Source organism: Ruegeria sp. CDSA193 (genome assembly GCF_059611885.1).
Genome location: NZ_JBXWPN010000005.1, coordinates 75,738 through 97,709 on the forward strand (window position 1 = coordinate 75,738; position 21,972 = coordinate 97,709).

Annotated in this window: 24 protein-coding genes; 10 read left to right on the plus strand and 14 right to left on the minus strand. The window is 59.0% G+C overall.

Going from position 1 to position 21,972, the window contains the following annotated elements:
• Positions 1 to 47 precede the first annotated feature (47 nt).
• Positions 48 to 965: a polyphosphate kinase 2 gene (ppk2, locus tag AC2FLG_RS10665; RefSeq protein ID WP_496706149.1), complete on the plus strand. Its 918-nt coding sequence runs from the start codon at positions 48 to 50 to the stop codon at positions 963 to 965.
• A gap of 58 nt (positions 966 to 1,023) precedes the next feature.
• On the opposite strand, the gene AC2FLG_RS10670 is transcribed toward ppk2, so the two are convergent.
• Together AC2FLG_RS10670 and rpsU are read right to left on the minus strand one after the other, a co-directional pair.
• The gene (locus AC2FLG_RS10670; protein WP_496706151.1) at positions 1,024 to 2,151 is read right to left on the minus strand and encodes a CAP domain-containing protein; all 1,128 of its coding nucleotides are present in this window, start codon (positions 2,149 to 2,151) and stop codon (positions 1,024 to 1,026) included.
• Positions 2,152 to 2,418: 267 nt separating this feature from the next.
• A complete protein-coding gene (gene rpsU / locus AC2FLG_RS10675; RefSeq protein WP_005614280.1) occupies positions 2,419 to 2,625 on the minus strand; it encodes a 30S ribosomal protein S21 in 207 nt (68 codons plus the stop codon).
• A gap of 111 nt (positions 2,626 to 2,736) precedes the next feature.
• Here rpsU and AC2FLG_RS10680 point away from each other — a divergent pair, with 111 nt between their 5' ends.
• Both AC2FLG_RS10680 and AC2FLG_RS10685 read left to right on the plus strand, forming a co-directional pair.
• Positions 2,737 to 3,429, plus strand: coding sequence for a COQ9 family protein (locus tag AC2FLG_RS10680; RefSeq protein WP_496706153.1), 693 nt, complete (start codon positions 2,737 to 2,739; stop codon positions 3,427 to 3,429).
• 62 nt (positions 3,430 to 3,491) lie between these two features.
• Positions 3,492 to 4,478 carry an NAD(P)H-quinone oxidoreductase gene (locus AC2FLG_RS10685; RefSeq protein WP_496706155.1) on the plus strand — a complete coding sequence of 329 codons (987 nt, stop codon included), beginning with the start codon at positions 3,492 to 3,494 and terminating at the stop codon, positions 4,476 to 4,478.
• A gap of 9 nt (positions 4,479 to 4,487) precedes the next feature.
• Here AC2FLG_RS10685 and AC2FLG_RS10690 read toward each other — a convergent pair whose 3' ends face one another.
• Complete coding sequence (locus AC2FLG_RS10690; protein WP_496689066.1) at positions 4,488 to 5,345, minus strand: DUF2189 domain-containing protein; 858 nt, start codon at positions 5,343 to 5,345, stop codon at positions 4,488 to 4,490.
• 195 nt (positions 5,346 to 5,540) lie between these two features.
• Between AC2FLG_RS10690 and AC2FLG_RS10695 the strand changes: the two genes are divergently transcribed.
• Positions 5,541 to 6,524, plus strand: a complete 984-nt coding sequence (locus tag AC2FLG_RS10695; RefSeq protein ID WP_496706157.1) for a quinone oxidoreductase family protein — start codon at positions 5,541 to 5,543, stop codon at positions 6,522 to 6,524.
• Positions 6,525 to 6,568: 44 nt separating this feature from the next.
• On the opposite strand, the gene AC2FLG_RS10700 is transcribed toward AC2FLG_RS10695, so the two are convergent.
• From AC2FLG_RS10700 to AC2FLG_RS10745, 10 genes are all read right to left on the minus strand, one after another.
• Positions 6,569 to 7,102, minus strand: a complete 534-nt coding sequence (locus tag AC2FLG_RS10700; protein WP_271948532.1) for an outer membrane protein — start codon at positions 7,100 to 7,102, stop codon at positions 6,569 to 6,571.
• A 261-nt stretch (positions 7,103 to 7,363) separates the two neighbouring features.
• Positions 7,364 to 7,840, minus strand: coding sequence for a YHS domain-containing (seleno)protein (locus tag AC2FLG_RS10705; RefSeq protein WP_496693544.1), 477 nt, complete (start codon positions 7,838 to 7,840; stop codon positions 7,364 to 7,366).
• Between the two features lie 216 nt (positions 7,841 to 8,056).
• Entirely contained in the window at positions 8,057 to 8,893 is an 837-nt protein-coding gene (locus AC2FLG_RS10710; RefSeq protein ID WP_496696516.1) for a fatty acid desaturase, read from the minus strand.
• 65 nt (positions 8,894 to 8,958) lie between these two features.
• Complete coding sequence (locus AC2FLG_RS10715) at positions 8,959 to 9,501, minus strand: GbsR/MarR family transcriptional regulator (RefSeq protein ID WP_496676669.1); 543 nt, start codon at positions 9,499 to 9,501, stop codon at positions 8,959 to 8,961.
• An 81-nt stretch (positions 9,502 to 9,582) separates the two neighbouring features.
• On the minus strand, positions 9,583 to 10,191 hold the full coding sequence (plsY, locus tag AC2FLG_RS10720) for a glycerol-3-phosphate 1-O-acyltransferase PlsY (protein ID WP_142635346.1): 609 nt from the start codon (positions 10,189 to 10,191) through the stop codon (positions 9,583 to 9,585).
• Complete coding sequence (gene pyrC, locus AC2FLG_RS10725; RefSeq protein WP_496689060.1) at positions 10,191 to 11,471, minus strand: dihydroorotase; 1,281 nt, start codon at positions 11,469 to 11,471, stop codon at positions 10,191 to 10,193. The genes plsY and pyrC overlap by 1 nt, the downstream gene beginning before the upstream one ends.
• On the minus strand, positions 11,468 to 11,854 hold the full coding sequence (locus tag AC2FLG_RS10730) for a hypothetical protein (RefSeq protein WP_142635350.1): 387 nt from the start codon (positions 11,852 to 11,854) through the stop codon (positions 11,468 to 11,470). The genes pyrC and AC2FLG_RS10730 overlap by 4 nt, the downstream gene beginning before the upstream one ends.
• Positions 11,839 to 12,357, minus strand: coding sequence for a hypothetical protein (locus AC2FLG_RS10735; RefSeq protein WP_496706160.1), 519 nt, complete (start codon positions 12,355 to 12,357; stop codon positions 11,839 to 11,841). The genes AC2FLG_RS10730 and AC2FLG_RS10735 overlap by 16 nt, the downstream gene beginning before the upstream one ends.
• A complete protein-coding gene (locus AC2FLG_RS10740; RefSeq protein ID WP_142635354.1) occupies positions 12,354 to 13,289 on the minus strand; it encodes an aspartate carbamoyltransferase catalytic subunit in 936 nt (311 codons plus the stop codon). Before AC2FLG_RS10740 ends, AC2FLG_RS10735 begins: the two co-directional genes overlap by 4 nt.
• Positions 13,290 to 13,363: 74 nt before the next feature.
• A complete protein-coding gene (locus tag AC2FLG_RS10745) occupies positions 13,364 to 14,023 on the minus strand; it encodes a scavenger receptor class F, member 2 (protein ID WP_496706162.1) in 660 nt (219 codons plus the stop codon).
• 40 nt (positions 14,024 to 14,063) lie between these two features.
• Between AC2FLG_RS10745 and AC2FLG_RS10750 the strand changes: the two genes are divergently transcribed.
• The 6 genes from AC2FLG_RS10750 to AC2FLG_RS10775 all read left to right on the plus strand — a co-directional run bounded on the left by AC2FLG_RS10750 (position 14,064) and on the right by AC2FLG_RS10775 (position 21,556).
• On the plus strand, positions 14,064 to 14,828 hold the full coding sequence (locus tag AC2FLG_RS10750) for a uracil-DNA glycosylase (protein ID WP_496706404.1): 765 nt from the start codon (positions 14,064 to 14,066) through the stop codon (positions 14,826 to 14,828).
• Positions 14,828 to 15,424, plus strand: a complete 597-nt coding sequence (locus AC2FLG_RS10755) for a metallophosphoesterase family protein (RefSeq protein ID WP_496706164.1) — start codon at positions 14,828 to 14,830, stop codon at positions 15,422 to 15,424. Before AC2FLG_RS10750 ends, AC2FLG_RS10755 begins: the two co-directional genes overlap by 1 nt.
• A complete protein-coding gene (locus AC2FLG_RS10760) occupies positions 15,424 to 16,044 on the plus strand; it encodes a LysE family translocator (protein ID WP_496706166.1) in 621 nt (206 codons plus the stop codon). Before AC2FLG_RS10755 ends, AC2FLG_RS10760 begins: the two co-directional genes overlap by 1 nt.
• Before the next feature lie 6 nt (positions 16,045 to 16,050).
• On the plus strand, positions 16,051 to 16,593 hold the full coding sequence (gene moaB, locus AC2FLG_RS10765) for a molybdenum cofactor biosynthesis protein B (protein WP_281995252.1): 543 nt from the start codon (positions 16,051 to 16,053) through the stop codon (positions 16,591 to 16,593).
• Between the two features lie 104 nt (positions 16,594 to 16,697).
• Positions 16,698 to 18,152 (plus strand): efflux RND transporter periplasmic adaptor subunit, encoded by a 1,455-nt coding sequence (locus AC2FLG_RS10770; RefSeq protein ID WP_496706169.1) that lies wholly within the window; start codon positions 16,698 to 16,700, stop codon positions 18,150 to 18,152.
• Between the two features lie 5 nt (positions 18,153 to 18,157).
• Positions 18,158 to 21,556 carry an efflux RND transporter permease subunit gene (locus tag AC2FLG_RS10775; protein WP_496706171.1) on the plus strand — a complete coding sequence of 1,133 codons (3,399 nt, stop codon included), beginning with the start codon at positions 18,158 to 18,160 and terminating at the stop codon, positions 21,554 to 21,556.
• Here AC2FLG_RS10775 and AC2FLG_RS10780 read toward each other — a convergent pair.
• Complete coding sequence (locus AC2FLG_RS10780) at positions 21,553 to 21,969, minus strand: NUDIX hydrolase (protein WP_496696497.1); 417 nt, start codon at positions 21,967 to 21,969, stop codon at positions 21,553 to 21,555. The two genes, AC2FLG_RS10775 and AC2FLG_RS10780, sit on opposite strands and share 4 nt — an antisense overlap.
• Between the last annotated feature and the right edge of the window lie 3 nt (positions 21,970 to 21,972).

A 21,972-nucleotide genomic window follows, 5' to 3' on the forward strand; every position in this document is an offset into this window, starting at 1 on the left:
CACGCGCCTGATAGGGTCCTGACCCGTTAATTGATAAGGAGCAGACCTTGACCGACGAATTTAACCATACACCAAAAGACTGGCTCGAAGCCGAGTTGGAAGACGCGCTGGACGAAGATTTTGAGATCGAATTCAGCGAGCCCATGCTGTCGGTGGAAGTGAGGAAGATCTACAAGGATCAGCATCCCGACATGCTGGATCGCAAGGTCTATTTCCGTAACTTGCTACGACTTCAGGCTGAACTGATCAAGGTGCAGGACTGGGTGCAACATACCGGTGCCAAGGTCTGTATCCTGTTTGAAGGCCGGGACAGTGCTGGCAAGGGTGGGGTGATTAAGCGGATTACGCAGCGCCTGAATCCGCGTGTTGCCCGGGTGGTTGCTCTGCCGGCGCCCAGTCGTCGTGAGCAGAGCCAGTGGTATTTCCAGCGTTACGTCCCGCATCTGCCCGCCGCCGGTGAGATCGTTCTGTTCGATCGGTCCTGGTATAACCGTGCCGGGGTCGAAAGGGTGATGGGGTTTGCCAGCAAAGATCAGGTTGATCAGTTCTTTCAGGACGTTCCCGAATTCGAACGGATGTTGGTTCGATCCGGGATCATCTTGCTGAAATACTGGTTCTCGATCACGGATGAGGAACAGCAGCTGCGATTCCTTATGCGGATTCACGATCCTATGAAACAGTGGAAACTGTCCCCCATGGATCTGGAATCCCGTATCCGCTGGGAGGCCTATACCAAAGCCAAAGAGGACATGCTGTTCCGTACCAACATCCGAGAGGCGCCCTGGTACATCGTCGAAGGCAACGACAAAAAGCGTGAGCGCCTGAACTGTATTGAGCATCTTCTGACCAAGATCCCCTATACGGATGTACCGCAGGAAAAAGTCGACCTCCCGGATCGCAAATATAATCCGGAATACGAACGGCGTGTTTTGCCGGACGAGCTGTACGTGCCCAAGATTTACTGATCACGAAAAACGCCCCCGGATTCCGGGGGCGTGGCTTTAGTTTTCGCTTGTCCGGCCTTCAGAACACAAAGTCGTCTCTGGCCAGGTCCGATAACAAGGTATCTTCTAGTGTCAGGGTGTGGCCGTTACCGGCATCGATGATGACGTCATTTCCGGATTGCGAAATGTGGTTCTTCATCAGATCGTTATACCCAACGATAGACTTGGCCTGCCGGAGGTTGACGATATCCTCGTCGGTGAAGTCCATCACAGTATCCGCGCCCTTGGTGAAGTAGAATTGATCCACTCCGGTGCCACCGGTCATGACATCTGCGCCATTGCCACCAAGCAATTTATCGTTGCCAGCGCCACCGATAAGAATGTCGTTGTCCTGCCCGCCTTTAAGCACATCGTTTCCGGCGCCGCCGTCCAGCTGGTCAATGCCATAGCCGCCTTTCAGAAGGTCTTTGCCATCACCCCCATTCAGGTCGTCATTATCAGCTCCGCCAACCAGAGTGTCATTTCCGCCTTCGCCGTTCAGGGTGTCGTCGCCGGAGCGGCCAAGCAGCTTATCTCGGCCGCCGCCACCAACCAGGGTATCATCACCGCCGCGCCCATCCAAAAGGCCAGACTGTCCGGATTTCAAAACGAACCAGTCATCCGCAGCAGTGCCGATCTTGCCAGCCCTGACGTCCAACTGCCCCGAGGGCGGTGGAGGTGTGGAACCACCGGAACCACCCGAACTGCTGGTATCAAGCTGCAAAGGCGCAGAAGTCCGTGCAAAGTTCTGGGTCACCATGATGGCGTTCCAGCCGTCATAGTTTCCGACCTCAATCCCAATTCCGATAACGGTCACGTTGGCGTCCAGAATATTCGCGCGATGGCCGGAACTGTTCATCAGGCTGTTGTGCAGATCCTGAACGTCATCCGACAGCCCCGGCGCACCGCGGACACTCTGCCATGCGATGTTTTCAGTTGCACGCCAGCTTCCGGAGAATTCGAAGCCCGCATCTTCCATTCTGTCCGATGGTCGCGACCCTCCGGCGCCGGTATGGCTGAACTTATCGACGTTCAGCATCCACTCGCTGTGATCTTCCGCCGCTGCGTTCAGCCGAAGCTCAAGCTTGACCGGTTGTAAGCCCGCCTTCGCCCGCTCTGCATTGATCAATGCGAGCATCTGCCGTTCTAGATCGCTGGCCGTTGACATGATTCTGCCTCCAATAGATTGCGTTATTTTGGCGGGACATTAGTGGCGAGAACTTGGCGACGAGAAGACACAATCGTGCCGCTCGCGGTTGGTGGGCAGATCGCCACCGGAAGTTGAATCTGAGTTCGCGATTTATCGCGCATTGACGCTGGGTTGCGTCAGCCAGTCGCGAAAAAGCGCGCAACGTCACCCTGAAAACGACAAACCCCCGGGCGATGCCTCGGGGGTCGTCAAATAGTGTCATCCAAAACTGGACGAGGAAGGTGCTTAGAGCAAACCTTCGCGCTGTGCTTTCTTACGTGCCAGTTTACGGGCACGGCGGATCGCTTCAGCTTTCTCGCGCGCTTTTTTCTCGGACGGTTTCTCGAAATGTTGCTTAAGCTTCATTTCGCGGAACACGCCTTCGCGCTGCAGCTTTTTCTTCAGGGCACGAAGCGCCTGATCGACGTTATTGTCGCGAACACTAACCTGCATGTGGTTGTCACCACCTTTCTAGATAGAGTTGCAAGGAAATTGCAGGAATTGGCCGTATAGCAAAGCGCCTCTATCTTGTCTAGTACTGGTCCTGATAACCGGAGAACCGCCATGACCACCACCTATGAAGACGCCAAGCAGCAGCTTTTGGATGCGATGCTGACACATGTTCCCTTCGATGGCTGGTCGGAAACCAGCTTTCGCGCGGCGATTGAAGAATGTGGAATGGATGACGTTCTGGTGCGTGCGATTTGTCCGCGTGGTGCCGTTGACCTGGTGTTGGCATTTCATGCGCGCGGGGACGCAGTGATGGCAGATCGCCTTAAAACTGAGGATTTGGGCGATATCAAATTCCGTGACCGGATCGCCGCTGCCATCCGGTTCCGGCTGCAGGCCGTGCCGGATAAGGAACTCGTGCGCCGGGGTATGACCATGTTTTCGCTGCCAAGCCACGCGGCTGATGGCGCAAGGGCAGTATGGCAAACCTGTGATCTGATCTGGGACACGTTGGGAGATACGTCGGACGACGTGAACTGGTACACCAAGCGGGCGACATTGTCGGGGGTCTATTCCTCGACCCTGTTGTTCTGGTTGGGGGACGATTCGCCCGGGAATCAGAAAACGTGGGAGTTTCTGGACCGTCGTATCGACAATGTCATGCAGTTCGAAAAGCTTAAGGGGCAGGTGAGGGACAATCCTCTGTTCAGACCGTTTCTTGCTGTTCCGAATTGGCTGGCCGGGCAGGTGAAGGCTCCGACTAAAACCCACGGCACGCTTCCCGGATTCCTGACACCGCGCAAGTAGTCCTCTTGCTACTGGGCCTTGACGTTTCAGCCTGCTAGGCATTGGCCAAAGGAGATCTACCCATGACTCAGATGATGCGCGCCATTGAAATCACCGAACCCGGCGGTCCGGATGTTCTGCAACTGACAGAACGCCCGATGCCCCATGCATTGGCCGGTCAAGTGATCCTCAAAGTCGCCTATGCGGGGGTGAACCGCCCGGATGCTCTGCAGCGCGCCGGTGCCTATAATCCACCTCCGGGTGCCAGTGATCTGCCGGGTCTTGAGGCCGCGGGTGAGGTCGTGGCCGTCGGGGCGGGGGTCGAAGACCTATCTGTTGGCGATCAGGTCTGTGCTTTGCTGCCGGGCGGCGGCTATGCCGAATATGTGGCCACACCTGCGGCACATTGTTTGCCGGTGCCAGCGGGGATGGGCCTGAAAGAAGCCGCCTGCCTGCCAGAGACCTTCTTTACCGTCTGGTCCAACGTCTTTATGCGCGGCAGCCTGAAGGCCGGTGAGCGGTTTCTGGTGCATGGTGGTTCCAGTGGTATCGGCACAACGGCGATTCAGCTGGCGAACGCCTTTGGAGCGCGGGTTTTTGCTACTGCAGGCTCGGCTGAAAAATGTGAGGCCTGTGAAAAGCTGGGTGCCGAACAGGCGATCAACTACCGTGACGCGGATTTCGTAGCCGCGATGCGGGCCGAGGGCGGGGCGAATCTGATACTGGACATGGTGGGCGGCGACTATATCCCACGCAACGTCAAGGCGCTGGCCGAGGATGGGCGGCTGGTGCAGATAGCCTTCCTTCAGGGGCCCGTGGTCGAGCTGAATTTTGCGCTTATGATGGTCAAACGGCTGACCTTGACTGGCAGTACCCTGCGCCCGCAAAGCGATCTGGCCAAGGCAAAAATCGCTTCGGATCTGCACGAAGCGGTCTGGCCTTTGCTCGAGGCGGGAAAAGTTGCCCCTGTCATGGATAGTGAGTTTGATCTGGCTGATGCGGCGGCGGCCCATGCCCGGATGGAAAGCTCTGGCCATATTGGCAAGATTGTTATGAAAGTTGCGGGATAAAGCTGTGTTTCAGGCCACGGCACGCCGATAGAGATGCCAGGTGGCGTGGCCCAGTACCGGCATCACGACGATCAGGCCCAGCAACATCGGGATCGCTCCGATGACCAGCAGCGCAGCAACGATGAATCCCCAGCTCAGGATGACGCCCGGATTGTGACGCAACACCCGTACGGATGTCACCACGGCGACCGGAACGCCCACTTTGCGGTCCAGCAGCAGCGGAAAGCTGACGACGCTGATTGCCAGGGCGACGAGGGCAAACAGAAACCCAACAGCGTTCCCGAACAAGATCATGGTCCATCCAGCGGCGGTCGTGAACACTTGGGTTAGAAAGGCACCCAGCGACGCGGGCAGGTCAGGGCCGAGTGTCTGAACATAGATGCTCTGCGCGACCATCAGCCAGACCAGAAACAGCATGACCATGTAAAACGCCAAAGCCAGAATTGCACCCAGGGAAGGGGACCGGAACACGCCAAACGCATCCAGCCATCCAGCCTCGCCACCTTGTTCTCGTTTGCGGCTGATTTCGTACAGGCCAAGGGCGGCTACCGGACCCACAAGCGCAAAACCACCAACCAGCGGTGCCAGCAGTGGAACCATGTTTGTGTTCAGCCCAATTCCGAACATCAGAAAACCTGCGATCGGATAGATGAGCACCACGAATATCGCATCGGCCCTTGTATCCAGAAAATCGCTGTATCCTGCCCTCAGGCAGGCCCAAAGATCATCCATCGTCAGCGTACGAACCACTGGCAGGTGTCGTGTATCCGCGCTGCCGATATGGCTGATATTTTCAGCTAGGTGATCCCCGGTTGCACCTATGTTCCGTGCCGCCCAGGTGATCGGATTGCCAATCGTTTTGTCCATTGCCGTCCCCTCCTGCATTGCGATGTTGCGCAGCGGGGTCAATCCGGCGACTTGTTGCTTTTGGCCGGACCAGCCAGCAACGCCTTGGGCATAGTATAGCACAAATTTTCGCGTTTGGGTTGCGCCTCGCGTAATCGTGTCGATTGCCCTGCGTCACAGGCATGTTAGCTTGTCCTGAGGCTAGAGGAGGACAACATGCAGAAAACGGCACGAACCGTCGTCATCCATGAACACGGCGGCCCCGAGGTTCTGAAGATCGAAGATCGTCCACTTGGTGAACCCGGCCCCGGTGAGGTTCATATTCGTCATCATGCCTGCGGGCTGAATTTCATTGATGTATATCAGCGCACTGGGCTGTATCCGCTGGATCTGCCTCAGGCTTTGGGCATGGAGGCCGCTGGCGTGATCGAAGCCGTCGGGGAAGGTGTAACGCATCTGGAACCCGGGCAGCGCGCGGCCTATGCTGCCTCTCCGCCCGGAGCCTATTGCGAGGCACGGGTCATGCCCGCCGCACAGGTGTGCCCGCTTCCGGATGGAATTTCTTTTGATGCGGCGGCCGCGATGATGCTCAAGGGGATGACAGTCGAATATCTGTTTCATCGCACCACACCGCTGAAACGCGGGGATACCGTGCTGTTTCATGCAGCTGCCGGGGGTGTTGGCTTGATTGCCTGCCAATGGGCCAAATCCGAGGGGATCACGTTGATCGGTACTGCCGGAACCGATGAAAAATGCAGTTTGGCGCAGTTCAATGGTGCCGCGCATTGCATCAATTACCGGACCGAGAACTTTGCCGAGCGCGTCGCGCAGATCACCAAGGGCAAAGGCGTAGACGCGGTGATGGATTCCATCGGGTCGGACACGTTTGACGGATCGCTCGACAGCCTGAAACCGCTTGGCATGATGATCTCGTTCGGCAATGCCTCTGGCCCGGTGCCTCTGATCGACATTGGCATTCTGGCCAAGAAAGGATCGCTCAAGATAACGCGGCCAACGCTCTTCACACATATTTCGGACCACGCGGTCTGTCAGGCCATGGCGCGGCGCCTGTTCAACAAGGTCGAAGGCGGCGAGGTCAAAATCCACATTGATCAGAGGTTCCCGCTGGATCAGGTGGCCGAGGCCCATCGCGCACTTGAGGCGCGCCAAACCACAGGCAGCACAGTTCTTGAACTGTAAATGAAAGGAACCCGGCGTTTGTGCCGGGTTCCGTCACTGTTTCCTTAGAACCGGTAGGTTGCACGGGCCTGGATTGTGGTCGCGTCCACATCAATTCCGGTCGAATCGAAATCGTTGAATTCGTGATACAGGATTTCGCCTCCAACGCTGACATTGGGGGCGACAATCTGTTCATACCCAGCGCCGATGAACCAACCATCGTCACTGCCAAGATTGTCCGTGCTCGCCTCGGCATAGCCCCCGATACCATATAGCAGCCCCACCGGAGTCACTTTGTATCCGGCGCGTGCTTTCAGGCGCCAAACGTCTTCGACCTCGACGCCGGGGGTCAGTTCAATGCTGGTCCAGTCATAGTCAAAGCCGCCACCGACAACCCAATCCCCCAGATCATAATCATATCCCAACACGATACCGCCAATCGCGCCATCACCGTCGACGCCCGAAACATTGGTGTCGATATCGGCATAGCCGACCTGAAGGCCGCCGTAAAAGCCCGTCCAGTTGCCCGAGGATTGCGCCGAGGCGCCTCCGGCCGCAATAGAGGCGATAAAGGCCGCAATAAAAAATCTACCTGTCATTCTGTTAACCTTTCTTTCGAATTGGTCTTCAGCAAACCTGTGCTGCTCATTTGTACGTGGTATTGCCAGGGCCCGGTCTGACGACCGGATCGCTGTCTTTTGGCTGTTTCCGTACCTGATTTCTGTGCCGCCGCTTCGGGGCACTGGCCCACGTTTTTTGGGCTCGTTCCTGCTTGAACAACTAGGGTGAAAAATGGCGGTTTCAAATGACAATCGGCGGCAGGGTGAACTGCCGCCGATCCGGTGTTTTTCTTAGGCGGATTATTGCGCCTGCAACTCGGCCGGGCTCTTGTCGGCGATATCTTTCCAGTTGGTGTCGGCGCTCTTGTTAAAGCCGGGGATGTCGCCTTCCCAGCGTTCCTGAATATCTGCGGACAGATTCAGGTACAGCTTGTTGTCGACGATTCTCCAGTAGTTCGGGTCGCCGTCAAACTTGAAGCCCATCGCGGTGCCGAATGCGCAATAGCCACCATAGGCGGGCAGGTAGGCTTCGGGGTTTTCTTCAAACGCGACTTTGTTTTCTTCCGAGGCAAAGCGGTACAAGGCTTCGTTGTGCAGCGCAGTGATGCGGTAATCGCCCTTGGTGGCTTCGCCAGCGGTGAAGTAAGCGACCGGGTCATAGCCCTGCAGCGCCAGACCGGTCGAACTTGCGTTCAGTTCGACGCCTGCAGCCAGGGTTGAGCTTGCGATGGCAACAGACAGCGCGACGCCGCCGATAAGGGATTTGATCTTGTTCATTGTTTTCACCTTTCGTGAATCGGACTGCCGGGGGATTCCGTAATTGAGTCTGGGCAACCCTGATTGTTTTGTTCCGTGCGGTCGGTAATTGGCCGCCACGACCCCGAAGTGGGCAGCGTATTGATCACGTTCAAAACAACTAAAGGTGATTGTGTGCTGGCAAACGGATCCTGTGCGTTTCCGCTCAGGATCCTTGGGTGCGCGTACCAGCAAGGATTAGGGTTCAACCCGGAACCGGCGGGGTTCCAGCCAGCCGATGACCGGCTTGCGACTTGCGGCATATCCCGCAACCGAACGTTCCAGCCGATCCGCAAGAACGGGCAACCGGCTGACAGGAACCTTCGGGAACAGATGGTGTTCGCGGTGGTAGAACATCAGATAGGCCAGCCGCGCCAGCACCCCGCGCTGACTGCGCGCGGCAACGCCACTGTCATGCGTGCCCTGATGGGTTATCCAGACCGCAAACAGGGCGGCAAGGCATTGGGCTGTGCTCATCGCAGCCACGTGCAGTAGCAGGGTTTGCGATCCGCTCAGCACAGCAGTGGCGATCACGGCAAGCACCAGCCCCCAGTCGATCAGGATGCGGCGACGGGCCTTGACGTTGGCGACCCGCCAGGCCGCACGGTTGATGTCGAAGGGAAACCGGGGTCCGTATACCAAGACCTGCGCCAGGGTCATGTGCCCGCAATTCCCCTCGCAATCGCCCGGACCCATGGCGTGTTTGTGATGCAGCAGGTGGCATTGGCAGAAAGCGTGGTTAGAACCCAACATAAGCGCGCTGAGCACATGCATCACCAAGGAATCCTGCCGCCGCGACAGCCCGAGATTGCCATGGATCGCTTCGTGGTTCAGGCGCAGGGCGCACAGAAAGAACAGAAAGCTGGCCATAGCACCAAGTGGCCAGAGGGCAGTGCTGTAGAGCGTCAGAGACAGCAGCAGCCAGGGCAGCGGCAGCATCAGTTCCTTGATCTTGTCCCAGCGGTTCAGGGGAACCAGGTCGGCCCATTGGATGCCTTTCGGGGCGCGTTCGGGCGGGCGTTTGGGCTGGATCATGTCATGCTCCTTCTTACATCATATTCTGAGATTTCTGTATCGAGAGAAATTTGGAGGCAAAATTTTTAGGGCGACTTGTCTCCTTGTCCCTTTGGCAGCAGCCGGGCGATGCGTCCGCCAAGTTTGACGATTGCCAGTTGAACGCGGCGAGGTAGACGGTTCACATCGACATACCAGTCGTCGAACATTTGCATGGTCTCTAGCGTCTCATCAATCCGCTGGCGCACTTTGGGCGAGGTGCCGTCATTCTGAGCCTCTTGGGCAACGATACGCAGCGCGGCCAGAGTGGGCGCATATTCACGTTCGCGGCGGCCTTCAACCACAGCTTTGGTCAGGTCAAACATGTCCCGGATCGAATGAAAGTGATCGCGCCGGTCACCCAGGTTTCGGCTGGCTTTGATCAGCTTCCAGCCTTGCAGTTCCTTCAGCCCGGTCGAGACGTTCGAGCGGGCCAGCCCGAGCGTTTCACAGATCTCATCTGCAGTCATCGGTTCGGGCGAGATGTGCAATAGCGCGTGGATTTGCGCGACCGAGCGGTTCACACCCCACTTGGTACCCATTTCCCCCCAATGGAGGATAAAGTCGCGCATGGATTCAGTAAGGTGCATGATTGTATCCAGTAATTTCTGTAATGACAGAAATTACAGATAGAAATGATTCGATCAAGAACCAATTAACTCAGGCGGATATCAGGTCTTGGACCCGATCCTGGGTTCGGTGCCAGCTTTGATGCGCGAGATATTGGCGGCATGGCGCCAGTACACAAGCAATGTCAGGACGATTCCCAGAATAAACGTCGACCCGTCACTCAAAACCATGACCCAGGTTGTAGACAGGGACGCTGCTGCAAGGGCCCCAAGCGACGAAATCCGCCAGATGGCAGCGGCCACCAGCCAAGTTATGCAGCAGGCAATGCCCACGCCCCAGTCAAGCGCTAGCCAGAGGCCCAGAAAGGTCGCGACACCCTTGCCACCTTTGAAGCCCAACCAGACTGGAAAACAGTGGCCCAGAAACGCGGCCAATGCGGCGACCTGTACGGCGTCTTCCCCGGCCATGGCACGGGCGAGCAAGACGGCAGCGGCCCCTTTCCCGGCGTCAAAGATCAGAGTCAGCGCGGCGGCGGCCTTGTTGCCGGTGCGAAGTACATTGGTCGCCCCAATATTGCCCGACCCGATATCGCGCAGATTTCCCAGTCCCATCACCTTGGCGATGATCATGCCAAAGGGGATCGACCCCATCAGGTATCCAATCGCGGCCCAGAGGATCAGCTGGGTCATCGTACTGTCGATCAGGGGCATCAGGGTCTCCGGTATACTTCTTGGCCTGCCACAAAGGTTGCGGTGACCTTACCTTGCATCCTCTGGCCGTCAAATGGCGTATTCTGCGATTTGGATCTAAGCGTGAACCGGTCCAGCACAAAGGGCACATCCGGGTCGAACAGAACCAGGTCGGCCGGCGCGCCCTCAGACAAGCGACCGCTGTCCAGACCCAGTCGTTTAGCTGGGTTCAGAGCCATCGCGCGGAACAGAGTCGGCAAGTCCAGTTGATCAGAATGGTACAGGCGCAAAGCCGCAGGCAGCAACGTCTCCAGCGCCACCGCGCCCGAGGCCGCCTCTTCAAACGGGAGGCGTTTGCTTTCTTCGTCCTGTGGCGTGTGCATGGAACTGATCGTGTCGATCAGACCTGCCCGCACCGCTTCGATGACAGCCCGCCGGTCATCTTCCGACCGCAGCGGAGGTTTGACCTTGAAGAAGGTGCGATAGTCGGCCACGTCCAGCTCATTCAGCGTCAGATGGTGGATCGAGGTGCCAGCAGTGATGTCCAGCCCGTTCCGCTTGGCCCGTTCCAGCGCGGGCAGGGCGCGGGCGGTGGTAATCTGATCGGCGTGATAGGCCGCACCGGTCATTTCCAGCAACGCAATGTCGCGGTCCAGCCCCATACGCTCGGCCATTGGGGAAACGGCGGGCAACCCGCGCAAGGCGGCGAATTTGCCGCTGGTGGCGGCGGCGCCAGCGCTCAGCCCCGGTTCCTGAGGGTGGGCGATCACCAGCGCACCGCAGGATTTCGCATAGGTCAGCGCGCGGGTGAACACTTTGGTATCTGCAATGACATGATCACAGTCGGTAAAGGCGACGGCACCGGCATCCAGCAGAAATCCGATCTCGGTCATCTCGCGCCCCTCGCGCCCTTTGGTCAGGGCCGCCATGGGCAGCACGTTGACCGGGGCATCCGCCTGTGCGCGCCGGGTCGCAAATTCCAGCGTTTCCGGCGTGTCCACGGCGGGTAAGGTATCGGGGCGCGTCACGATCGTGGTCACACCCCCTGCCGCCGCCGCCAGGCCTGCGGATTTATAGCTTTCCTTGTGCCGCTCGCCCGGCTCGCAAACCTTGACGCCGAGATCGACGATGCCCGGTGCCAGGCAATGCCCGCCGCAGTCGATGACCTGCGCGTCAATCGACGGGGCCGCACCTTCGCCCTTGGCCACGATACGGCCATCAGCCACATGCACCCATCCCGGTGCGTCCGCGCCAGTTTCGGGGTCGATCAGGCGGGCGTTGGTGAAGATCAGATTGCTCATGCCATGGCCCTTTCAATAGCGGTTTTGGTAGCGGCGGGATCTGCCTGATACTTGATCAGGTGCTTGTCCCCGCCTTTTGTAACGATTTGAACAAAGCTACCCATGGTTTTGACAGCCTCGATCTGGTTCAGCGCCACTTTGCGCGGGCCAGGGCCGGTCAGAGTAGTGTCTGTCATTTCCCATGCGGCCGTCAGCTCTTCTGAGGCCAGATACCACGCACGAATGCCGATTGCAGCAAGGCCCGCAGGCGCGCCGGTCCACACATAGGGATTACCGATCAGCCAAAGGATGATCATGGCCCCTGCCATAGCCGCGGCTGCCATCCACGTGTTGGTGCGGATATAGGCCCCTTTGTCGGGTGGAAAAGTCACAGGATCAGCCATAGGGCACCTCCGATAACCAGAAGGATCAGCAGCGCCAGAACCGCAGAGCCCATGCGACGCGGCCTGTCATTTTGCGGTGCGGATTGCGGCGCCGAATACGGTTTCGCGCTTTCCGTCTCAATTCGGCCACCTGCCCAGCTTGTTGCTTCTTCGGTGTACAGGCCGATCAGGCGCAGCCTGCGGTCGGGGCGCAAAGCGGCTGCACGACCGCGAAATGCGGCGCTGCGGACTACCAGAACCCAGCCGTCAATCGCATCCAGCGCTGTGCGGTCCAGCTGATCTGCGGACACGTCGCAGCCCTCGGTCAGATAGCCATAGAGGCCAAGGTCTTCGAGGTCCGAGACGGGAAAGACGTCAACCTGTTCGGGATCCAGCCCCGCTACCCCTAGAATCTGATCGGCGGCTCCGGGTTCGCGCAGAAACTTGGCCTCTTCCGGGCGCATGTCGAGTGCGAACAGGCGGATAACGCCGTGTTCATGGGATGCGACGACCAGATCGCTCATGCGGCCTCGCGCAGATTGCGGGCCAGCAGTTCCATCGCAGCCATGCGGACGGCGACACCCATCTCAACCTGCTCCTGAATGACCGAGCGGTTGATATCATCGGCTAGCGTTCCGTCAATCTCGACCCCGCGGTTCATTGGGCCGGGATGCATTACAATGGCATCGGGTTTGGCCTGCGCCAGTTTGGCGGCATCCAGCCCGTAGCGATGATAGTATTCACGTTCCGAGGGGATGAACCCGCCATCCATCCGCTCTCTCTGAAGGCGCAGCATCATCACGACATCGACGTCTTGAAGGCCTTCGTTCATATCGTCATAGATCTCGGCTCCAAACTCGGCAAATTGGCTGGGGACCAGCGTTGGCGGGCCGATCAGGCGAATGCGGTTTTCCATCTTGCCGAGCAGGATCAAGTTCGACCGCGCCACGCGGGAATGGGCGACGTCGCCGCAGATCGCGATGTTCAACCGGTGCAGGCGACCCTTGGCGCGGCGAATGGTCAACGCATCCAGCAGCGCCTGTGTCGGGTGCTCATGCCGCCCGTCGCCTGCGTTCAGTACGGCGCAATTCACCTTTTGCGCCAACAGATCAACTGCGCCGGAATGCGGGTGCCGCACCACCAGAAGGTCGGGATGCATTGCGTTCAGCGTCATCGCCGTGTCGATCAGCGTCTCACCCTTTTTGATCGAGCTGGCCTGCATTGCCATATTCATCACATCCGCACCCAGCCGCTTACCTGCCAGTTCGAAACTGGCCTGAGTACGGGTCGAGTTCTCAAAGAACATGTTGATTTGCGTCAGCCCCGCCAGCACATCCGAGTGCTTGTTCGGTTGCCGGTTCATCTCGACATAGGTCTCGGCCAGATCAAGAATGGCGGTAATATCGGATTGGGACAGGTGCTCGATGCCAAGAAGGTGACGATGGGCGAAACGCATGGGCGGACTCCTGTCTGACAATCGGCCCGCTTATAGAAAGCCGCGCCGCGCAAGGCAACCTTGGGATCAAGGCGTTAGGGCAGTTTCTCGCACCCCCCCTCGGGCAAGCACTGTTCGCCGGGTTTGCACCATTTGCCATAGCCGCAGTCGATCGCCTTAACCGGCACACATCCTTGATGGTTCGAACATTTGAATCCGGGGCGGCATTGTGATCCGGTTTTCTCGCACAAGAACCAACCGGGCTGTGCGCATCCTCCGCCTGGCAGGCAGGATGATCCGGCCGCACAGGTCAGCCCGTCCTCACAGGTGATGGGGCTGCCGTCGGTTGCTGAATTCGGGTCGAATTCAGGGGTGTTTCGCTGGCATTCCCCGCGCGCGTTGCAAAAGCTGTCGCCGGGGCAGTCCAGACGCGTGGTGCATGCGTTGGCCCCTTTGGGTGCGCAGCGTAGACCGCCTGCCACGCAGCGCTCGAACGGGCCGCAGCTGCGGCCGCCGCCGCAATAGGTGCCGCCCAGCGGGATGCAATGATTGTCGAAACTGCATCTTTGCCCACCGGAACAGCACCGGCTGCCACAGGCGAACTGCCCCGCGCGGCACTGGTCGTTACGGTCAAACAGCTGCGCCGAAACCGGCCCACTGGCCAAGGCCAGCAGCGCCCAAATTGAGAGGATTCGAAACAGGATCAGCATGATTGCCCCAATGGTCGGTGCGACCGAGCGCGCAATCAAGGCCAATTCGCTTTCCCTCGGTCAAAAGGAGGTTAGATTGAGCGTTATGGAATCGGCTTTGGATTATCACACAGCGCGGGCTCTGCTGGATTGGCAGATTGAACTCGGCGCGACGGATGCGATCGGGGATGCCCCGGTGGACCGCTATGCGTTGCCCGACACTGCGCCCAAATCCAAAAAGCCCACAGCGGTACAAACGGCGCCGGAAAAGCCCAAACCGGTCGATGCGTTGGCGATTGCCGATTCAGTCGCCAAGACTGCTGGATCGCTGGACCAGTTGCGCGCTGCGATGGATGCGTTTGATCATTGCGATTTGAAACGTGGCGCGCGCCAGTTGGTGTTTGCCGACGGGACGCCGGGCGCCCGGGTGATGATCATCGGCGAGGCTCCGGGCCGGGATGAAGACCGTGAGGGCAAGCCTTTTGTTGGCCGGGCCGGGCAGTTGCTGGACAGGATGTTGTCCGCGATTGAGCTGAACCGTGCCGAAAACGTCTATATCACCAATGTTCTGCCCTGGCGGCCCCCGCAGAACCGGGATCCCAAGCCCGAAGAGATCGGCATGATGAAGCCGTTTCTGGAGCGCCACGTCGCATTGGCCAAGCCCGAGGTTCTGGTCGTGATGGGCAATATCAGCTGTCAGGCGGTGCTGGGCAAACGCGGTATAAGTCGGTTGCGCGGCCAGTGGGATCAGGCTTGGGGGCTGCCGGTCATCCCGATGTTTCACCCTGCTTACTTGCTGCGGCAACCGCCAATGAAACGGCAGGCCTGGGCAGATCTGTTGGAGTTGAAGGCCCGGCTGGAGGGCAAGTGATGCGCATCCTGGCCTTTTCCGACCTGCATATGGCGCGCAGCCGGGCGGTCGAATTGGTTGCCGCCAGCGCCGAGGCGGATCTGGTGATCGGTGCTGGTGATTTCTGCAATATGCGGCAAGGGCTGGATCAGGCAATGGAGATGCTTGCGGGCATTTCGGCCCCTCTGGTTCTAACCCCCGGCAATGCCGAAAGCATCCAAGAGCTGACAGCGGCTGTGCCCGAAGGTGTCCACGTGCTGCACGGCACCGGGATGACTGTGGACGGGGTGCGCCTGTTTGGTCTGGGATATGGTGTGCCGGTGACGCCTTTTGGCGGTTGGTCCTGCGATCTGACCGAGGCCGAGGCCGCCGAGTTGCTGGATCGGTGCGACGCTGCCGATATTCTGATTACGCATTCTCCGCCCAAAGGGCATGGCGATGTCACGTCGATGGGCGGCGCCGTCGGTTCGGTCGCGGTGCGCGACGCGATCGAGCGGGTGCAGCCGCAGCTTTCTCTGCATGGCCATATCCATGACAGCTGGGGGTATCGCGGGGCAATCGGGCGCACCCAGGTGGCCAATCTGGGGCCCAGACCAAATTGGTTTGAGCTGCATTGATGATCGAAACTGTAACCCTTCTGGCGTTTATCCCGGCTGCGCTCGCTCTGAACCTCACACCCGGAGCTGATATGATGTTCTGCTTTGGGCAGGGCCTTCGCAAAGGCGCACGGCCCGCGCTTGCGGCCAGCGCCGGTATTTCTGCAGGGTCGATGGTGCATGTCCTGCTGGCCGGGCTTGGGTTTGGCGCGGTGGTATCGACGCTGCCCTGGCTGTTTGATGTGATCCGTTGGTTGGGGGTGGCCTATCTGCTGTATCTGGCCTGGCGTTCGATCCAAAACGGTGCCGTGCCGGCCGAGGCACCGGCACATAGCGGGAAACTTGCGTTTCGTGATGGGCTGCTGGTCAATCTCACCAATCCAAAGGTCATCCTGTTCGTGCTGGCCTTCATCCCGCAATTTGTGGACCCGACCTTGGGGCCAATCTTGCCGCAGTTCCTGACCCTTGGCCTTATCATCGCGGTGGGCGGCTTTGTGGTGAACGGGATGGTCGGCATGTTTGCCGGTGGCGCGGGCCGAGTCTTGGTCTCGAACCCGCGTGCCTCGCGTTTCATGGGCCGGGTGACCGGAGGGATTTTTACGGCGCTCGCCATTCGGCTTGCGATTATGGAAAGGGCCTGACGTCATATGTCACGCATCGACGAAAGCAAAAAATTCATTCCAGTTCGGATCGCCGTCCTCACTGTCTCGGATACGCGGACGCTGCCCGAGGACCGATCGGGACAGACTTTGGTGGATCGGATTCAGGCGGCGGGCCATTTGGTCGCGGACCGCAAGATCCTTCCGGATGAGCGCGCCCAGATTGCAGAACAGCTGCGCGTGTGGATCGCAGATCCTGAAATAGATGCCGTCATCTCGACCGGGGGTACCGGCCTGACAGGGCGCGACGTTACGGTCGAGGCGCATCGGGATGTCTACGAGAAGGAAATCGACGCGTTCGGTACGGTTTTTACAATCCTGTCGATGCAAAAGATCGGCACCTCTGCCGTCCAGTCGCGCGCCACAGGTGGCGTCGCCGGGGGCACCTATCTGTTTGCATTGCCCGGCAGCCCCGGTGCCTGCAAGGATGCCTGGGATGGAATATTGCTAAAACAGTTCGATTATCGTCACCGGCCCTGCAATTTCGTGGAAATTATGCCCAGATTGGACGAACATCTGCGACGGAAGTAAGCTGGTTACACGTTCAAATGTGTATTACCGCTTTGTGGCTTGGCATTTTTCGGGGCAAAGCTACCTTCTGAAATGCTAGCCTGATGCGAACGGGGTGATAGTAAATGCGCTTTCTGAGGCAGAGCCTTGCCGGAGTTTTCCTGACGTCCTTGACGTTGGCACTCTTGTTTGTGGCGGTTCAGATGATCGCGGGTGCAGTGCAGGATGTTCTGACGCGCGAGGATGCCGCTCCGCAGGCGCGGGAGCGCATTTTTGCGGTTACTGTCCGGAATGCCGAAGTGGAAACCGTAACGCCTTATCTTGAAGCATTTGGCGAGGTGCAAAGCCGCCGCCGCCTGGAACTGCGTGCAGCGCTTGGTGGCCGTGTGATTACCTTGTCCGAAGATTTCGAAGATGGCGGTGCCGTCACTGCAGGAGAGGTTCTGGTCGAGCTTGATCCGGCGGATGCACAATCGGCGTTGGATCGCGCCAAGTCGGACCTGCTGGATGCCCAGTTTGAGGAACGCGATGCCGAACGGTCGCTGCTGCTGGCGCAGGATGAGCTGAACTCGGCCGAGGCGCAGGCCGAATTGCGGGGCCGTGCCCTGCAGCGTCAAAAAGACTTGAAAAGCCGGGGAGTGGGCGCGGCGGCATCCGTGGAAGAGGCGGAACTGGCCGAGGCATCGGCACAGCAATCTGTTTTGGCCCGGAGGATCGCGCTGGCACAGGCGGAATCGCGCGTCGATCAGGCGACGACGTTGCTGTCGCGTGCCCGTATCGCACTGGCCGCCGCCGAACGTGATTTGGAAGACATGACCATCCGTGCCCGGTTCGGGGGCACATTGACCGACGTAACTTTGGTCGAGGGTCGCCTGGTCTCGGCCAACGAAAAACTGGCCGAATTGGTTGATCCTAAGGCACTTGAGGTGGCCTTTCGCGTCTCGACCGCGCAATTCGTGCGCCTGCTGGATGCTGAAGGGGATCTGATCAATTCCCCGGTCACTGTATCGCTAGAGGTCACAGGAGCAGATCTTGCGGCACAGGGCCGCATAAGCCGCGATAGCGGCTCGGCCGGAGAAGGGCAAACCGGTCGCCTGCTTTATGCCTTGCTCGAGGATACTTCGGGATTCAAGCCCGGTGATTTCGTGACAGTCTCGGTTCAGGAACAGCCGCTTGAGAACGTGGTGCGCCTGCCGTCCTCGGTTCTGGATTCAGCAGGGACGGTTCTGATTCTGGGCAAGGATGACCGGCTTGAGGTTCTACCAGTGCAGTTGATCCGCCGTCAGGGTGATGAGGTGCTGCTGCGCGGGCGGGGGTTGGAAAGTCGCGAGGTTGTCATTGGTCGAACGCCTCTGCTTGGGGCCGGTGTCCGGGTCAGGCCGCTGCGGGATGAGGCCAGCGCAGGGGGCCAGACGGATATGGTCGAGCTGTCCGAGGAACAGCGTGCCCAGCTGGTGGCGCAGGTCGAAGCCAGTGATGCATTGCCTCAAGATGTCAAAGCCCGCGTGCTGGGCCAACTGGGCGAAGCCAAGGTTCCCGCGTCGTTGGTGCGCAGCATTGAAAACCGAGCCGGAGGTTAGGCGCGATGATGCGCGAAATTCCCGGCGCGGCTGGGGGGATACTCAGCTATTTCACGCGTCACAGGACGGTCGCCAACCTGCTACTGCTAGTTATGCTGGTGCTGGGCGCGGCGGCCATCCCGAATATGCGGGCGCAGTTCTTTCCCGATGTGATCCTTGAACGGGTGGATGTCAGCGTTAGCTGGGATGGAGCTGGCCCTGAAGATGTCGATAATGGCATCGTTCAGTTGTTGGAGCCGGCCCTTCTGGCCGTTGAAGGCGTATCCAGCACCTCTTCGACTTCGCGCGAGGGCACAGCCCAGATCCGGATGGAGTTCGAGCCGAACTGGGATATGTCTCGCGCGGTCGAAGAGGTCAGAACAGCGGTCGACAGTGTCACCAACCTGCCAGACGACGCTGATGAGCCGACCATCCGACGCGGTGCCTGGCGCGATCGCGTCACGGATGTTGTCGTCACCGGCCCTGTCGATCCTGAACAGCTGGCCAAGTTCACCGATGAGCTGATCAACCGTTTGTTCGCTGTTGGCGTGACCCGCACCACGATCCGGGGCCTCGCCGCGCCGCGCGTTGTAGTCGAGGTGCCCACAGCACAGCTGATCGCCAACGACATCACCCTATCCGAGATCGCCTTAGCCATCGCTGCCGAGGTCAACGCCAATCCGGCAGGGGATGTGACAGGGGCCAATGCGCGCATTCGCACGGGCACCGAAAAGCGCAGCCCGGAAGAGATCGAAGGGATTACGCTGCGCAATTTCACCGATGGCTCAAAGCTGTTGATCGGTGATGTGGCGCAGATCCGGATCGAGGGGGTTACCCGAAACCGCAGCTATTTTGTTGGCAAGAACCCGGCAATGTCCGTCCGTGTGGACCGGTCAAATCTGGGGGACGCGATTGAAATTCAACACACGGTCGAAGATGTCGTCTCGCAGATGCAAGCCAGCCTGCCCGAGGGCGTAAAGGCCGAGCTGATCCGGACACGGGCGCAAGCGATCACCGACCGGCTGGATATTCTGGTCGATAACGGGCTGGTTGGGCTGGGTCTTGTGGTCTGCCTTCTGTTTCTGTTTCTGAATGCGCGGATTGCCTTTTGGGTTGCCGCGGGTATTCCGGTGGCAATGTCGGCGGCGATTGCGTTCATGTATATTGGTGGCCTGTCGATCAACATGGTGTCGTTGTTCGGCTTGATTATCACTCTGGGTATTGTCGTGGATGACGCCATCGTTGTGGGTGAACATGCCGATTTTCGCGCGCGACGGCTGGGTGAGCCACCAATGGTGGCCGCCGAACGCGCCGCACGTCGCATGGCGATGCCGGTCTTTGCTGCGACGCTGACCACGGTTATTGCCTTTTTTGGCCTGACTGCGATTGGTGGACGTTTCGGAGAGTTAATCCGCGATATCCCCTTCACGGTGATAGCGGTATTGATCGCTTCGCTGATCGAATGCTTTCTGATCCTGCCCAACCATATGGCCCACGCGATTGCGCACTCTGCCAAGGAACATTGGTATGACCTGCCGAACCGTGTGGTGAACAAGGGGTTTCGCTGGGTGCGCGATACGCTGTTCCGACCGCTGATCGCCTGGGTAATCTGGGCACGCTATGTGGTGGTGTCGGCGATGATCGTCATTCTGGCCAGCCAGATTTCCCTGTTCATCCGCGGGGACGTGAACTGGCGGTTCTTCAATGCGCCCGAGCGTGGATCGGTTACAGGCAATTTTATCATGGCCGAGGGCGCAGGCCGCGCGGATACGTTGGCCATGATGCACCAACTACAGACCTCGGTAGAGGCGCTTGGCCAACGCTATGAAGAGCGGCACGGGCGCAACCCCATTGATTACGTGCTGGCCGAGATCGGGGGATCCGCGGGCCGTGCACTTTCGGCAGCGGATGGCAAGGACACGGATTTGCTGGGCGGGATTTCGATCGAGTTGATAGATGCCGACCTGCGCCCCTATTCGAGCTTCGAGTTTGTCGGAGAGTTGCAGGAAATGGCGCCAAGCCATCCCAAACTTGAGCTGCTCAGCTTCAGGGGCTGGCGGTCTGGTCCGGGAGGAGATGCGATTGACGTGCAGCTCTACGGCGCCGATGTGAACACGCTTAAAACGGCTTCCGAGGACTTGCAGGTCGCGCTTTCGAAATACCCTGAGGTTTCAGCGCTGGAAGACAATCTGGCCTATGACAAGGAAGAATACATTTTGGATCTGACCGCGCAGGGACAGGCGCTGGGCTTTCGGATCGAAACATTGGGCCGGGTGCTGCGGGACCGTCTGAACGGGATCGAGGCCGCGACCTTTCCTGATGGCCCGCGCAGTGCCGAGATCCGGGTTGAATTGCCTGAAGGAGAACTGACCGCCGATTTCCTGGAACGCACACTGATGCGCACGCCCGATGGAGTCTATGTCCCGTTGGCCGATATCGTTTCGGTTCAGCGTAAATCCGGATTCTCGACCGTGCGGCGTGAAAACGGGCTGCGGGTGATTTCGGTCTATGGCGATATCTCCGAGGATGATCCAACACGCGCGGCCGAGATCGCCCGTGCGATGAGCGAGGAAATTCTGCCCAATATCGCAGCCACACGTCAGGTCGAGTGGACCATGGCAGGTCTGAGCGAGCAGGAAGAAGAGTTTCTGTCCGAAGCCCGTACCGGTCTGATCCTGTGCCTGACGGGCATCTATCTGGTGCTGGCCTGGGTCTTTGCCAGTTGGACCCGACCATTGGTGGTGATGGCGATCATTCCGTTTGGTTTGGTCGGAACCATTTGGGGTCATTATATCTGGGAGGTTCCGCTCAGCATGTTCACGGTCGTTGGCCTGCTTGGGATGACCGGAATCATCATCAACGACTCGATTGTTCTGGTGACGACGATTGACGAGTATCAGCAGACTCGTGGGCTGATGCCCTCCATCGTCGAGGGGACATCGGACAGATTGCGGCCAGTAATGCTGACGACGCTGACCACGGTTCTGGGCCTGACCCCACTGTTGTACGAAGGATCGCAGCAGGCACAGTTCCTCAAACCGACTGTGATCACGCTGGTCTATGGGTTGGCGTTTGGGATGGTGCTAGTATTGCTACTCGTTCCTGCCCTGCTGGGGATCCTGAACGATCTGTCGCGGCCAATGACGGCCATGCGTCGCGCAATTCGGGCGCCTGATCGTGTGGTGCAGGGGGCGCTTGTTGTCACCGGGTTTGCCTTGATGCTCTGGTTTGCGTTGACGATGATCTGGCCTGCGGTGACCGGGTCTCCACCGGGCCTTGTTTCGGGGCTTTATGCCGGGCTAGAGGGCCCCTCAATCCTGCGGATGGGGTTTGGAGCTTTTACTGCCGGCGCCACGGTGATTCTGGTGGTGAGCATTGTTTTGTCGGGCCTGTTGTACGCCCGTCTCAAAGGACGCACCGCCTAGCCCTGACGTAGTGCGGTTTCCAACAGGTTTGTGACCCGGTCACTCATGGGCAGTGCGCCTTGTCGGATCAAGTCCAGTGGGAACCAGCGTGCATCCATTGCGTCATCCCCTGCAACCGGTTGCCCGGTCTGATACTGGCAGGCCACGCCAACCAACAGGTAATGAGACAGAACCGCGCCATGAGCGTCGCGGCGCAACAGGTCCAGATTGTCCAGATACCGCAACGGCTCGGCAATCACCGAGGTTTCTTCGCGCAGTTCCCGCTGTGCTGCCTGCAGGACGGTTTCGCCCCATTCCACATGGCCGCCGGGAAAGCCCCATAGCCCCTTATCCGGTTGCTTGCTGCGCTGAACCAGAAGGACGTGCCCGTCATGAATGACGACCGCAAGCGCACCGATTTTCGGAGTTTGCATCAT

Excerpts from the sequence above, each read along its gene's own strand:
- AC2FLG_RS10670 (WP_496706151.1), bottom strand. The coding sequence starts at position 2,151 with ATGTCAACGGCCAGCGATCTAGAACGGCAGATGCTCGCATTGATCAAT.
- rpsU (WP_005614280.1), bottom strand. The coding sequence starts at position 2,625 with ATGCAGGTTAGTGTTCGCGACAATAACGTCGATCAGGCGCTTCGTGCC.
- AC2FLG_RS10680 (WP_496706153.1), top strand. The coding sequence starts at position 2,737 with ATGACCACCACCTATGAAGACGCCAAGCAGCAGCTTTTGGATGCGATG.
- AC2FLG_RS10685 (WP_496706155.1), top strand. The coding sequence starts at position 3,492 with ATGACTCAGATGATGCGCGCCATTGAAATCACCGAACCCGGCGGTCCG.
- AC2FLG_RS10690 (WP_496689066.1), bottom strand. The coding sequence starts at position 5,345 with ATGGACAAAACGATTGGCAATCCGATCACCTGGGCGGCACGGAACATA.
- AC2FLG_RS10695 (WP_496706157.1), top strand. The coding sequence starts at position 5,541 with ATGCAGAAAACGGCACGAACCGTCGTCATCCATGAACACGGCGGCCCC.
- AC2FLG_RS10700 (WP_271948532.1), bottom strand. The coding sequence starts at position 7,102 with ATGACAGGTAGATTTTTTATTGCGGCCTTTATCGCCTCTATTGCGGCC.
- AC2FLG_RS10705 (WP_496693544.1), bottom strand. The coding sequence starts at position 7,840 with ATGAACAAGATCAAATCCCTTATCGGCGGCGTCGCGCTGTCTGTTGCC.
- AC2FLG_RS10710 (WP_496696516.1), bottom strand. The coding sequence starts at position 8,893 with ATGATCCAGCCCAAACGCCCGCCCGAACGCGCCCCGAAAGGCATCCAA.
- AC2FLG_RS10715 (WP_496676669.1), bottom strand. The coding sequence starts at position 9,501 with ATGCACCTTACTGAATCCATGCGCGACTTTATCCTCCATTGGGGGGAA.
- plsY (WP_142635346.1), bottom strand. The coding sequence starts at position 10,191 with ATGCCCCTGATCGACAGTACGATGACCCAGCTGATCCTCTGGGCCGCG.
- pyrC (WP_496689060.1), bottom strand. The coding sequence starts at position 11,471 with ATGAGCAATCTGATCTTCACCAACGCCCGCCTGATCGACCCCGAAACT.
- AC2FLG_RS10730 (WP_142635350.1), bottom strand. The coding sequence starts at position 11,854 with ATGGCTGATCCTGTGACTTTTCCACCCGACAAAGGGGCCTATATCCGC.
- AC2FLG_RS10735 (WP_496706160.1), bottom strand. The coding sequence starts at position 12,357 with ATGAGCGATCTGGTCGTCGCATCCCATGAACACGGCGTTATCCGCCTG.
- AC2FLG_RS10740 (WP_142635354.1), bottom strand. The coding sequence starts at position 13,289 with ATGCGTTTCGCCCATCGTCACCTTCTTGGCATCGAGCACCTGTCCCAA.
- AC2FLG_RS10750 (WP_496706404.1), top strand. The coding sequence starts at position 14,064 with ATGGAATCGGCTTTGGATTATCACACAGCGCGGGCTCTGCTGGATTGG.
- AC2FLG_RS10755 (WP_496706164.1), top strand. The coding sequence starts at position 14,828 with ATGCGCATCCTGGCCTTTTCCGACCTGCATATGGCGCGCAGCCGGGCG.
- AC2FLG_RS10760 (WP_496706166.1), top strand. The coding sequence starts at position 15,424 with ATGATCGAAACTGTAACCCTTCTGGCGTTTATCCCGGCTGCGCTCGCT.
- moaB (WP_281995252.1), top strand. The coding sequence starts at position 16,051 with ATGTCACGCATCGACGAAAGCAAAAAATTCATTCCAGTTCGGATCGCC.
- AC2FLG_RS10770 (WP_496706169.1), top strand. The coding sequence starts at position 16,698 with ATGCGCTTTCTGAGGCAGAGCCTTGCCGGAGTTTTCCTGACGTCCTTG.
- AC2FLG_RS10775 (WP_496706171.1), top strand. The coding sequence starts at position 18,158 with ATGATGCGCGAAATTCCCGGCGCGGCTGGGGGGATACTCAGCTATTTC.
- AC2FLG_RS10780 (WP_496696497.1), bottom strand. The coding sequence starts at position 21,969 with ATGCAAACTCCGAAAATCGGTGCGCTTGCGGTCGTCATTCATGACGGG.